This is a genomic window from Allobosea sp. 01N443 (assembly GCF_056399325.1).
The window spans coordinates 1-12,236 of record NZ_JBFTRC010000171.1 but is presented as its reverse complement, the minus strand read 5'-3'; the positions used below and the strand labels follow the sequence as shown (position 1 = coordinate 12,236).

At 66.5% G+C, this 12,236-nt stretch carries 13 protein-coding genes; 1 reads left to right on the top strand and 12 read right to left on the bottom strand.

The annotated features are described in order from the left end of the window. A partial coding sequence (locus AC1DRP_RS28700; RefSeq protein ID WP_476770244.1) for a protein-disulfide reductase DsbD domain-containing protein occupies positions 1 to 623 on the bottom strand: 623 nt, incomplete at its 3' end. A gap of 176 nt (positions 624 to 799) precedes the next feature. On the opposite strand from AC1DRP_RS28700, the gene AC1DRP_RS28695 reads away from it, so the two are divergent. Further along, positions 800 to 1,411 (top strand): YqgE/AlgH family protein, encoded by a 612-nt coding sequence (locus AC1DRP_RS28695; RefSeq protein WP_441506436.1) that lies wholly within the window; start codon positions 800 to 802, stop codon positions 1,409 to 1,411. Between the two features lie 35 nt (positions 1,412 to 1,446). Here the strand turns inward: AC1DRP_RS28695 and AC1DRP_RS28690 are convergent, their stop codons facing one another. The 11 genes from AC1DRP_RS28690 to AC1DRP_RS28640 form a co-directional block, all read right to left on the bottom strand. After that, positions 1,447 to 4,356, bottom strand: a complete 2,910-nt coding sequence (locus AC1DRP_RS28690; protein ID WP_441506437.1) for an EAL domain-containing protein — start codon at positions 4,354 to 4,356, stop codon at positions 1,447 to 1,449. A 101-nt stretch (positions 4,357 to 4,457) separates the two neighbouring features. Beyond that, positions 4,458 to 5,072: a GNAT family N-acetyltransferase gene (locus tag AC1DRP_RS28685; RefSeq protein ID WP_476770243.1), complete on the bottom strand. Its 615-nt coding sequence runs from the start codon at positions 5,070 to 5,072 to the stop codon at positions 4,458 to 4,460. A 6-nt stretch (positions 5,073 to 5,078) separates the two neighbouring features. Beyond that, complete coding sequence (locus AC1DRP_RS28680; RefSeq protein ID WP_441506438.1) at positions 5,079 to 6,422, bottom strand: M16 family metallopeptidase; 1,344 nt, start codon at positions 6,420 to 6,422, stop codon at positions 5,079 to 5,081. Continuing rightward, positions 6,419 to 7,834: a threonine synthase gene (gene thrC / locus AC1DRP_RS28675; protein ID WP_476770242.1), complete on the bottom strand. Its 1,416-nt coding sequence runs from the start codon at positions 7,832 to 7,834 to the stop codon at positions 6,419 to 6,421. Before thrC ends, AC1DRP_RS28680 begins: the two co-directional genes overlap by 4 nt. Positions 7,835 to 7,925: 91 nt before the next feature. After that, positions 7,926 to 8,693, bottom strand: coding sequence for an SURF1 family protein (locus AC1DRP_RS28670; RefSeq protein ID WP_441506440.1), 768 nt, complete (start codon positions 8,691 to 8,693; stop codon positions 7,926 to 7,928). After that, positions 8,690 to 9,064 (bottom strand): DUF983 domain-containing protein, encoded by a 375-nt coding sequence (locus AC1DRP_RS28665; protein ID WP_476770241.1) that lies wholly within the window; start codon positions 9,062 to 9,064, stop codon positions 8,690 to 8,692. The genes AC1DRP_RS28670 and AC1DRP_RS28665 overlap by 4 nt, the downstream gene beginning before the upstream one ends. Positions 9,065 to 9,130: 66 nt before the next feature. After that, positions 9,131 to 9,994, bottom strand: coding sequence for a cytochrome c oxidase subunit 3 (locus tag AC1DRP_RS28660; RefSeq protein WP_476770240.1), 864 nt, complete (start codon positions 9,992 to 9,994; stop codon positions 9,131 to 9,133). 56 nt (positions 9,995 to 10,050) lie between these two features. Continuing rightward, positions 10,051 to 10,647: a cytochrome c oxidase assembly protein gene (locus AC1DRP_RS28655; protein ID WP_441506443.1), complete on the bottom strand. Its 597-nt coding sequence runs from the start codon at positions 10,645 to 10,647 to the stop codon at positions 10,051 to 10,053. Then, positions 10,647 to 10,817: a DUF485 domain-containing protein gene (locus AC1DRP_RS28650; RefSeq protein WP_141739979.1), complete on the bottom strand. Its 171-nt coding sequence runs from the start codon at positions 10,815 to 10,817 to the stop codon at positions 10,647 to 10,649. Before AC1DRP_RS28650 ends, AC1DRP_RS28655 begins: the two co-directional genes overlap by 1 nt. Then, positions 10,814 to 11,767, bottom strand: coding sequence for a heme o synthase (locus AC1DRP_RS28645; RefSeq protein WP_069877488.1), 954 nt, complete (start codon positions 11,765 to 11,767; stop codon positions 10,814 to 10,816). The genes AC1DRP_RS28650 and AC1DRP_RS28645 overlap by 4 nt, the downstream gene beginning before the upstream one ends. Positions 11,768 to 11,911: 144 nt before the next feature. Further along, a partial coding sequence (locus AC1DRP_RS28640) for a cbb3-type cytochrome c oxidase subunit I (protein ID WP_476770239.1) occupies positions 11,912 to 12,236 on the bottom strand: 325 nt, incomplete at its 5' end.

The following is a 12,236-nucleotide window of genomic DNA, read 5'->3' as shown; positions in this document are numbered from 1 at the left end:
GCCTGCAGCACGAGCTTGACCTTGGGCTCGGGTCCAGCCTCGCCGGGCAGTACCTCGATCACCGAGATCTTCTCTTTGTGCGGCCCAAGCTTGACGGGAATCGGCACCCGCGCCTCGAAGCTCTCGAGCCGTGGCGAGGTGACCGAGGTCACGCCGGGCTCGAGCCAGAGCTGAGCCTCGCCCTTGGCGGGAATGCACATCTTCTCGCAGACGGCATAATCGAGCTTGAGCACGACCATGACTGGCTTGCTGGGGTCGACCGGCTGCACCGACACCGGCACCACGACCTCGCCGACATAGCCGATCGAAAAGCCGGTGCCATCCTCGAAGCGTTCCGGCGCGGGCCAGCGCACGTCGAGGCCACCGACATTAGTGGAGCCGCTCCAGTCGAAGGAGGGAGGAACGCCGGAATCGCCGGGGTTGCGCCAATAGGTCTTGTAGCCTGGCGCCATAGTGATCTCGACGCCGATGCGTTGCTTGCCCGAGGGGGCCGTCGCTCCGGCGATCAGGCGGATCGAGGAATGCGTGCTGCGGGACCATGACGACACCGCCGCCTCCTGCGCCTGAGCAGGAGCGCTGAACGCCAGCGCGGCGAGCGCGAGTGAGAGCAATGCCAACTTCACGATGACCGTCTTAGGGAATGCGTCTGCAAAAAGCGAAACAATCTCTCTCACATTTGCTGGCAATCATGTGACATGCAGCCATTCATCCTATGCCGCATGATTGGGGCGCAATCGCGGTGCCGGCATTTTCAAGGACACCGGTTTCCAGCCGGGCCGATTGGATTTAGCATGGCGGTATGAAGATCGGATCGAGCCAACGCGTCAGCGGCCGCAGCTATCTCGACGGGCAGTGCCTGATTGCCATGCCCGGCATGACTGACGCGCGTTTCAGCCGCAGCGTGGTCTATATCTGTGCGCATTCCGAGGATGGCGCCATGGGCATCATCCTCAACAAGCCGGCGCCGGACACGCGGTTTCCCGATCTGCTGGTCCAGCTCGACGTGATTCCCTCGGAAGAGCTGATTCGCCTGCCGAGCCAGGCCGAACGGATGCAGGTGCTGCGCGGCGGACCGGTGGAGACCAAGCGTGGCTTCGTGCTGCACTCCTCGGACTTCTTCCTGGAATCGGCGACCCTGCCGATCGACAACGGCATCTGCCTGACGGCGACCTTGGATATCCTGCGGGCCATTGCCATTGGCAGCGGTCCGGAGAACGCGGTGCTTGCTCTTGGCTATGCGGGCTGGGGAGCGGGGCAGCTTGAATCCGAGATCCAGTCGAATGGCTGGCTGCACTGCGCCGCTGACCCGGCGCTGCTCTTCGACGACAGCATCGAAACCAAATACCAACGCGCGCTGCACAAGATCGGCATCGATCCCGCGTTCCTGTCCAGCACGGCCGGACACGCCTGAGCGGCGCCGGCCTCCCTCCCGGTATAGGGGAGGGGTTACGCTGCTTCCGAAGAGGACGCGGCGCTCGCGCCCACCAGCCTGCGGGCTTCGGCTGCGCTCATCGGCTGCCCGAAGATATAGCCCTGCGCATATTGGCAGCCGAGCTGGTAGAGCTCGATCGCATCCGACTCCGTCTCCGCGCCCTCGGCAACGACGTCCATGCGCAGATCGGCGGCGAGCTGGACGATCGAGCGCAGGATCACCGGCGGTTTCCCGTTGCCCATCTGGCGCACGAAGCTCTGATCGACCTTGATCGTGTCGAACGGAAACCGCTGCAGATAGGACAGCGAGGAATAGCCGGTGCCGAAATCATCGAGCGAGAGCCCGGCGCCGAGTTCGCGGATGCGCGAGAGCATCTGCGCGGCATATTCCGGATTCTCCATCACCAGGCTTTCGGTGATCTCGAGCTTGAGCGTGCCCGGCAAGACGCGCCGGCGCGCCAGCACCGTCTTGACGTCATGCAGCAGGTCGTGGCGCAGCAACTGGCGGCTCGAGACGTTGACGCTGGCGAAGATCGGCGGGTCGACCTCGAGCGCGGCCTGCCAGGCGGCGAGCTCGCGTGCGGTACGGTCCATCACATAGACGCCGAGATCGACGATCAGCCCGGTTTCCTCAGCGATCGCCAGGAAATCCTGCGGCAGCAGCCGGCCCTCGCGTGGGTGGTCCCAGCGCACCAGGGCCTCGAAGCCCGCGATGGTCCGGTCCTCCAGCCTGACGATCGGCTGGTACATCACCTGAATCTCGCCGCGCTCAATGGCGCGACGCAGATCGCTCTCCAGGGCAAGACGATCGTTGCGATCGGTCCGCATCGCGGGCACGAAGACCTCGATCTTGTTGCCGCCCTGGCGCTTGGCATGCGCCATCGCCAGCTCGGCGTTCTTCAGCGCATCGTCCTTGCGGGCCGCCGGCGAGGCGTCGAACAGTGCAAGCCCGATCGAGGGGGTCAGGAAGATCTCGCGTTCCGCGAAGGTCACCGGCGTCGAGACGGCGCGGCGAACGAGTTCCGCCAAGGCCAGGATACGCTCGGGGTCCCGCTCGGAGACAAGGATCATGGCGAAGGTGTCGCCGCCGATGCGGGCAAGCGTGTCCTGCGCCCGCAGCAGACGGCCGAGCCTGCGGGCGAGCGTCAGCAGGATCGAATCGCCCGCGGAGAAGCCGACCGACTCGTTGACCTGCTTGAAGCGGTCGATGTCGATGACGATCACTGTCGGGCGGATATTGTCGTCGGCGCGGCAGAAGCCGAAGACGGCGCCGAGACGGTCCTGGAACAGCTTGCGGTTGGGCAGGCCGGTCAGGTTGTCATGCACCGCGTCATGCAGCAGCCGCTCCTGCGCAGTCCTCTGCTCGGTGACATCGGCGAGCGTGCCGATCACGCGGATGACCTCGCCGTTGGAGCCGATGACGGGTCGGGCCTTGAGGTTGAACCAGTGATAGCTGCCATTGGCGGCTCGCAGACGGAAATCGAGCTGCAGCTTGCCGCGCCGCTGTTCCAGCACGGCATCGAGCGTGACGCGATAGCGGTCGCGATCGGAGACATGCATGTATTCAAGCCAGCGCGCCGCCGAACCTTCGAGCGCGCCGCGCGACAGGCCGAGCAGGGTCTCGGTCTGCGGCGAGACGAAGATCTTGTCGGCGCTGACATCCCAGTCGAAGACGAGATCGCCGGAGCCCGACAGCGCCAGCGCCCGTCGCTCGGTATCGGAGACAAGGCCCTGCGCCAGCGCGCCGCCGGCGAAGGCGTGCTGAATGACGGTGAAGCCGATCAGCAGCACGATCAGCACCAGCCCGCCGATCAGGGCGGGCGCGACGAGGTCGCGCTGGAACTGGCCGGTGACCGTGAACCCGGCCGCCGTCACCCAGACGGCGAGCAGGAACCAGGTCGGGATCAGCATGACGGCGCGCTCGTAGCCATGCGTCGCCAGGTGCAGGATCAGCACGAAGCCGACGGCCGCGACGGCGGCGATCGAGATGCGCGCGATGCCCGACGCCATCGGGGCATCGAAGACGGCCAGACCGACGAGGCCGAAGAGGCCGAGGATCCAGATGATCGTCACGTGGCTGTAGCGGACATGCCAGCGCGACAGGTTGAGATAGGCGAAGAGGAAGACGAGCAGCGTCGCCGCCAGCACCACTTCCGCTCCGGCGCGGTAGATGCGCTCGATCGCCGGCGTCAGCGGGAAGATGCGCTGGAAGAAGCCGAAATCGAGCCCTGCATAAGCGAGAACGGCCCAGGCCAGGGCGGCGGCGGCCGGGAAGATCACCGCTCCCTTGACCACGAAGATGATGGTCAGGAAGAGCGCGAGCAGGCCGGCAATGCCGATGATGATGCCCTTGTAGAGCGTCAGCCCGTTGGTCTTCTGGCGATAGGCCTCCTGCTCGAACAGATAGAGCTGAGGCAGGTTCGGAGATTTCAGCTCGGCGACGAAGGTCACCGTCGTGCCCGGGTCGAGCGTGATCATGAAGACGTCGGCGTCCGGGCTATCCTCGCGCTCGGGGCGAAGCCCCTGGCTCGCCGTCACGGCCTCGATCCGCGTGTCGCCGAGATCAGGCCAGATCACGCCGGAGCCGATCAGGCGATGGAAYGGCGCGACCAGCAGCCGGTCGATCTGCTCGTCGGAATCATTTGTGAGCGCGAAGACGATCCAGTCCGGCCGTGCGCCCGACTCGCGTGCCCTGACCGCGATGCGGCGCACGATGCCGTCGGGCCCCGGCGCGGTCGAGATCTGGATGACGTCGCCATCGGATTTGTTGCGCTCGACCACATGGGTCAGGTCGATCACCGGTGCGTCGACAGGGACGCGGACGGCCTCGACGGCCTGGGCCGGTGCGGCCAGGGACAGCACGAACAGGAGTGCGAGGCCGACAAAGGCAAGGCCAAACCGGAGAAGTCGGTCAGGAAGGGACAAGCGCGACTCGGTAACTGTGTGGGCCGCGCTCAAGCGGGGCGGGGGACCCAGTCGTACCGACCGGTCGTGGCGAGGGCAAGGCAGAGGCTCGGCCCTGTGGATCATCGCGCGCCGCCCGTCTCCGCGGGGCCGAGCAGCCGGTCCGTCGAAATCATCGCATAGAGCAAGTGGTCCGCCCAGTTTCCGTTGATGCGCAGATAGGCCCGCGCCTCGCCTTCGCAGCGGAAGCCGACGCGCTCCAGCAGCCGGYGAGACGGCTCATTGCCGGGCAGACAGGCGGCTTCGACGCGATGCAGGCCGAGGTCGGAAAAAGCGAAGCGCACCGCGCCGCGCACGGCTTCGGTCATATATCCCTTGCCGGCGTGGCGTTGCCCCATCCAGTAGCCGAGCGTGCAGGCCTGGGCGACGCCGCGGCGAATCAGTCCGAGCGTCAGTCCCCCCAGCAAGGTTTCGCTGCCGGCATCGAAAATGAACAGGGGATAGGCTTCGTCAGCCGCGATCTCACGTGCGGCACGCTTGACGCGCAGGCGGAACGAATTCCGCGTCAGGTCATCCTCGTTCCAGACCGGCTCCCAGGGCGTCAGGAATTCCCGGCTCTCCATCCGCAGAACCGCCCAGGCCGCATAGTCGTTCGCCAGTGGCGCCCGCAGAAACAGGTTCGGCGTGCGAACGAGCGGGCGGGCTGGCGGGTCGGTCGAGAAGCGGAAGAGAGCCATGGTTGCTCAATCCCCGGAGCGTGCGGCCTGCCGCAGTTGCTCTGCCGCCGGGAGACCGGACAGCGGACCAACGGCGGCGATCGTTGGCTGGTGCCCGAGCAGAGAACGTCCGGCGGCGCGAACATCCTCCAGCGTGACAGCATCGAGCCGGTGCGCCAGCTCCTCGCGCGGTATCGCACGTCCGAAGACAAGCACCTGGCGGGCCATCTGTTCAAGCTTGCCACCAGGGCTCTCAAGCGAGGCCAGCAGCCCGACCTTCATCTGGGCCCGGGCGCGTGCAACCTCGACCTCCGTCACATCTTCGGCAGCCTGCCGCAGGCAACCAAGCGCGACATCGATCAGCTCGCTCGCATCTTCCGGTGCCGTGCCGGCGCTGATTCCAAAGACGCCGCAATCGGAGAAGGGCCAGTGGAAGGCGTCGATGGAATAGGCGAGGCCGCGCTGCTCGCGCACCTCCTGGAACAGCCGGGATGACAGCCCTCCGCCGAGCACGGAGGAGAACACCTGGAGCGGGTAATGCGCGCCGTCCCGGAAAGGCTGGCCGGGAAAGCCGAGCACCAGATGGACCTGCTCCTCGTCGCCCTCGATCCGCGCTTCGCCGCCCCGGTAATGACCATCTTCGCGCTCGAAGGCTTTGACGGGTTTGCATGGGAGGCTGGCGAGCCTGTCACGTGCCAAGGCGACGAGCTCGTCATGGTCGACGGCGCCCGAAGCAGCCAGCACCATGTTGCCGGCATGGTAGTGCCGCGCCAGATAGGCCCGGATGGCGTCGGGTGTGAAACTGTTGACCGTCTTCGCTGTTCCCAGGATCGGGCGGCCGAGGGGCTGGTCCGGAAAGGCCGCCTGCAGGAAGCGGTCATAGACGAGATCGTCGGGCGTATCCTGAACCGCGCCGATCTCCTGCAGGATGACACCCTTCTCGCGGGCGAGTTCCTCGGGCGCAAGCGCTGGCGACGTCAGGATATCGGCCAGGATGTCCACGGCGAGTGCGAGGTCGGAGCCCAGGACCCGGGCTGTGTAGCAGGTGTACTCGACGCTGGTCGCGGCGTTGAGATCCCCGCCAACGCTTTCGATCTCCTCGGCGATCTCACGGGCGCTGCGCCGCGCCGTGCCCTTGAAGGCCATGTGCTCGAGCAGATGCGCCAGGCCGTGTTCGTTCGGAAGCTCGTCGCGCGCGCCGGCCCCGATCCAGATGCCGAGCGAGACGGTGGACGCATGGTCCATGCGCTGCGAGACGATGCGCAGGCCGGAGGGCAGGGTCGTCAGGTCGACCTCAGGGTCATGCGCCCCCGGCGAGCGTGGCGCAGGCGTGGCCAGTTCGGCGATCTCGGCCGGCCCCGTCGCGATCATGCCGCCGCTCCCCGCACTGTCCGGGCGTTCTGCCGGATGAAGGCCTCGATGCGCCCCTGGTCGTTCGGCAGCAGGGTGAAGCGCTCCTTGCGCTCCATCAGGTCGCCGAGATGGGCTGGCAGGGCGGGCGTGACACCGCTCGCCGCCGCAACGGCTGCGGGGAACTTGGCGGGATGGGCTGTGCCGAGCACGATCATAGGCGTGGCAGGATCTGCCCCGAGGCCCCGGCGCGCGGCTGCAACCCCGATCGCGCTATGGGGGTCGAGCAGATAGCCGGCCTCGCGCCACGTGCGGCCGATCTCGTCGGCGACCTCGGCCTCGTCGACCGCGCCGGCGTCGAACTCGGAGCGGATGCGGGCCAGCGGCTCCGGCGCGATCTCGAACCGGCCGGATTGCTGCAAGGACTGCATCAGCCGGCGCACGGCGGCACCGTCGCGGTCATGCGCCTCGAACAGCAGGCGTTCGAAATTCGAGGAGATCTGGATGTCCATCGAAGGGGAGGTCGTGGCGGCGACGCCCCGCATCTCATAGGCGCCGCTCTCGAGCGTGCGCGGCAGGATGTCGTTGCTGTTCGTGCCGATCACCAGGCGCTCGATCGGCAGACCCATGCGCTTGGCGACCCAACCGGCGAGCACGTCGCCGAAATTGCCGGTCGGCACCGCGAAAGAGACCTTGCGCCGGGGCGAGCCGAGGGCGACAGCCGAGGTGAAGTAGTAGACCACCTGCGCCGCGATGCGGGCCCAGTTGATCGAATTCACGCCGGAGAGGCGCAGCTCGTCGCGGAACGTGTGGTGATTGAACATCGCCTTGGCGAGGTTCTGGCAATCGTCGAACGTGCCCTCGACCGCGATGGCGTGGACATTGGGTGAGTCCACTGTGGTCATCTGCCGCCGCTGCACGTCCGAGACGCGCCCCTGCGGATAGAGGATGAACATGTCGACCCGCTCGAGCCCCTTGAAGGCGTCGATGGCAGCACCGCCTGTGTCGCCGGAGGTTGCGCCGACAATGGTGGCGCGCTCGCCGCGCTGCACCAGCACATGGTCCATCAGCCGCCCAAGCAGCTGCATTGCCACATCCTTGAATGCCAGAGTAGGGCCGTGGAACAGCTCGAGCACGAAGAGATTGTCGCCGAGCTGCGTCAGCGGACAGGTGGCCGGATGCCGGAAGGTGGCATAGGCCTCGCGGATCATGGCGCGCAGCGCCGCCGTCTCGATATCTCCGTCGGCCAGCGCGCCGATGATGCGCTCGGCAGCTTCGGCATAGGGTTTGCCGGCGAAGCCCGCGATGTCCTGGGCTTCAATTCTGGGCCAGGTCTTCGGGACAAAAAGGCCGCCATCGCGGGCGAGCCCGGCGAGCAGGGCGTCGGAAAAGGCGAGGGAGGGCGCTTCGCCCCGGGTGGAGACATGCAGCACGGTGTCGCTCTCTGTGGTCGTGCTGCTGCTATAGGCCGGGAGCGCAGCGAGGGCAAAGGTTGCGCGCCCGCGGCAGGGCCGCGGGGCGAGGTCAGTCGTGTTTCTGTCGCCGGGCCTGCCAGGCGAAGGCGATGAAGACACCGATCAGGGTCAGGGCCAGCCCGAACCAGGTCAGTGCGTATTGCAGGTGGTTGTCGGGAATACGTCCGATCAACTCTTTGACATCGACGCCGGCCGGCGGCGTCAGCCCGTCTCCCTGACGCTCGAGCTCGAGATAGAACGGCGCGGCCGCCAGGCCGAGGGAGGACGCAATGGCGGCCGGATCGCGTGTGAAGAACTCGCGATTGGCCGGGAGGTCGGCTGGGGTGAAGCTGTTGCGTGCTTCGGGCGTGCGCAGGAAGCCTCTCACGGTTGCCGGTCCGGAGGCCGGCTTGATCTCGCCCAGGCGCGCTTCCGGCACGAATCCGCGATTGATCAGGATGACCCCGCCGGCATCGAGCCGGAACCCCTGGAAGATCCAGCGGCCGAAGCCGGAGAGCTGGCGCGTTCCCGGTCCGCCCGATGCGATCGTGGTGCGCACGCCGGCAAAGGGGCCGTCGACGTAACGCCCGGATGCCGCGACCCGCGTCAGGTCGAGCTTCGCTGGGTCGAGCGTGCTCCATTGCTGCTCGGGCGGGAGGGGCGCCGGAGGGCTCGCTGCCTGCGCTTGYAGGCGCTCGATGAAGCTGTGCTTCTCGCCCATCCGCAACAGCTGCCAGCTCCCCAGCGTGCAGAGCACCAAAGTCCCGCAGATGGTCAGGATCGCGGGCAGGAGAAGGCTCGGACGCCGTGTGCTGTCTGGCATTGTCTGCGCGCTCACTTTTCTCGCCTGCCTTCCTCGGCCTTGTGGGCGTATTGCAGCGCGACCGCGAGCCCCTTCATCGGCCGCAGCAGGGCGAGGCAGACGGTGATGGCCAGCGGCAGCCAGATCGAGAGATGCACCCAGATCGGCGGCTCATAGGCGATCTCGACAGCGAGCGCCGCGCCAAGAACCGCGAAGCCCGCGATCAGCATGATGAACACGGCAGGGCCGWCAGCCGAGTCGGCGAAGGCGAAATCCAGCCCGCACGCGGCACAACGAGGGCGCAGCTTCAGAAACCCGTCGAAGAGCTTGCCTTCGCCGCAGCGCGGGCAACGGCCGGAAAGGCCGGTCGCATAGGGCGAGGGGCTGATATGCTCGTACTCTGCCATCATGGTTTCCCGCAAAAAACAAAGGCGGCCTCGCGGCCGCCTTCGGGATTGTCTTGAGGCGGCCGCTCAGTGCGCCGCGGCCGATCCGGCGCCGGACGCCCAGACATAGATCGCCGCGAACAGGAACAGCCACACCACGTCGACGAAGTGCCAGTACCAGGCCGCGAACTCGAAGCCGAGATGCTGGGCCGGTTTGAAGTGGCCGAGATAGACCCGGTACAGGCAGATCGCCAGGAAGATCGTGCCGATGAGCACGTGGAAGCCGTGGAAGCCGGTCGCCATGAAGAAGGTCGCGCCATAGATATGGCCGCTGAAGGCGAAGGTGGCGTGGGCGTACTCGTAGGCCTGCACGATCGAGAACAGGCCGCCGAGGAACACGGTCAGCCAGAGCGCCTGCTTCAGACMCTTGCGGTCGTCCTGCAGCAGCGCGTAATGCGCCCAGGTCACCGTCGTGCCCGAGGTCAGCAGGATCAGCGTGTTCAGCAGCGGCAGGTGCCAGGGATCGAAGGTCTGGATGCCCTTGGGAGGCCAGACGCCGCCGGTGAAGTCGTGGCGGGCGTACTGGATCGTTTCGCCGCTGAAGAGGCTGGCGTCGAAGAAGGCCCAGAACCAGGCGACGAAGAACATCACCTCGGAGGCGATGAACATCAGCATGCCGTAGCGATGGTGAAGCTGGACGACGCGGGTGTGGTGGCCCTCGTGCTCGGCCTCGCGCACCACGTCCATCCACCATGCGAGCATGGTGTAGAGAACACCGAGCAGGCCGACGCCGAAGACCAGGGGGCCGAGATGCATGCCGGCGACGGTCATCGCCTTCATCCACATGACCGCGCCGATGGCCATGATCGTCGCGCTGCTCGCGCCGACGAGCGGCCACGGGCTCGGGTCGACGAGATGGTAATCGTGGTTCTTGGTATGGGCCCCGGCCATCTTACTTTGTCTCCGCGTCCGACTCTGCTGCGCAGCGCTTGGTGCTGTCGCAGTTCTTATAGTTTCGACTTGCCCGCGTCACCCTTGCCATCCGCGACCGGCTGGCCGGCCTTGGACGGGAAATAGGTGTAGGACAGCGTCAATGATTTGACCCCGTTGAGATCGCGGTTCTGCTCGATCTCGGGGTCGACATAGAACACGACCGGCGCTTCCAGCGTCTCGCCCGGCTGCAGCGTATGCTCGGTGAAGCAGAAGCATTGCAGCTTGACGAAATAGGCGGCCCCCTGCGTCGGCGTGACGTTGAAGGTCGCGATGCCGGTGGAGACCCGGTCCGTCGTGTTGGTGATCTTGTAGAACACCGTCTGCGTCTCGCCGACGCGGAAGATGATCTCGGAGCTTTCCGGCTCGAAGCGCCAGCCCAGGGCCGGCGAGACATTGGCGTCGAAACGCACAGCCATCTTGCGGTCCAGGATGCGCCCGGCGGCCGCTGTCCCGACCATCGGCGTGCCGCCGAAGCCGGTGACCTTGCAGAACAGGTCGTAGAGCGGCACGGCTGCGAAGGCGAGGCCGGTCATGCCGACCGCAACGCCGGCGCAGATCAGCGCTGTCCGGCGCATTCTCGCATGCTGACGGTTCGATGGCGTCGCGGTCATCACAGCGGCCTGTTCATGATGGCCGGACCGGTCTTCACCAGCGTCACCACGAAGAAGAAAATGACCAGGCCTGCAAGGACCAGCGCCAGCGCGACCGAGCGGCGCCTGCGGCGTGCCATGTCCTCCGGAGAGAAGGCCGGCGGGATCTCGCGTTTCGGAGCTTCGCTCATCCTAGCACCTTGGGCAGGGCCCACATCAGGCCGAGGCTGTTCTCTGCCAGCAGCACGGCGAAGAGCAGGAAGAGGTAGAGGATCGAGAAGCCGAACAGCGCATAGGCGGCCTTGTGGGCGGCTTCACCCTCGGTCACGCGCAACACGCGGAAGGCCAGCGCGATCATGGCAAGTCCGGTCACCACGGAGACGACGAGATAGGCCAATCCGCCGAACCCCATCAGGGCAGGCAGGACCGCGACCGGCGCCATGACCAGCGAGTAGGCCACGATCTGCCGGCGCGTCGCGGCGGGGCCGGCGACATTCGGCAGCATCGGGATGCCGGCGCGGGCATAGTCGCCGGACTTGACCAGCGCCAGCGCCCAGAAATGGGGAGGCGTCCAGAGGAAGATGATCGCGAAGAGCACGATCGAGTGCAGGCCGAAATCGCCGGTCACGACGGCCTCGCCGATCATCGGCGGGAAGGCCCCGGCCGCTCCGCCGATGACGATGTTCTGCGGCGTCGAGCGCTTCAGCCACATCGAATAGACGACGGCATAGAAGAAGATGGTGAAGGCGAGCATCGCCGCCGAGAGCAGATTGGCGACGAGGCCGAGCACGATCACCGAGCCGACAGACAAGGTCAGCCCGAAGGCGAGCGCCTCGGATGGCAGGATCCGCCCGGCCGGAATCGGACGCTTGGCGGTCCGCACCATCAGCGCGTCGATATCGGCGTCGTACCACATATTCAGGCAGCCGGACGCACCGGCGCCGACCGCGATCGCGAGCAGCGAGGCGAATCCGATCACCGGGTGGATCGTACCGGGGGCCGTCGCCATGCCGCCCAGTGCGGTGACGACGACCAGGAACATCACCCGCGGCTTCAGGAGCGCGAAGAAATCGCGCGCCTCGCCGGTGGAGCTCTTCGCGCCATCGGTGCGGGAATCGAACCTGTCGAACGCAGCGGACATTGGTCTTGTCGTTTCACTCTTTACGACGGCCGCCAGCGGCCGTGGGGAATGAGAGGGAGCGGTCTTGCCGCCCATCTCCGGAACGCCGCAGGTGGCGCTCGGGGGAGGGGCGGCGGCGGGCCGGGGAGCCCGCCGCCAGATGGATCAGTGGTCCGAGCCGACGATGCGCGGCAGGGTCTCGAACTGGTGGAACGGCGGAGGCGAGGACAGGGTCCATTCCAGCGTCGTTGCACCTTCGCCCCACGGATTGTCCCCGGCGAGCTGCTTCTTCGAGAAGGCGACGATGACGCCGTAGAAGAAGATGAGCAGGCCGGCAGCGAAGATGTAGGAGCCGATCGACGACCAGAAATGCCAGCCGGCGAAGGCATCGGGATAGTCCGCATAATGACGCGGCATGCCGGCAAGGCCAAGGAAATGCTGCGGGAAGAACAGCAGGTTGGCGCCGAAGAAGGCGACCCAGAAGTGCAGC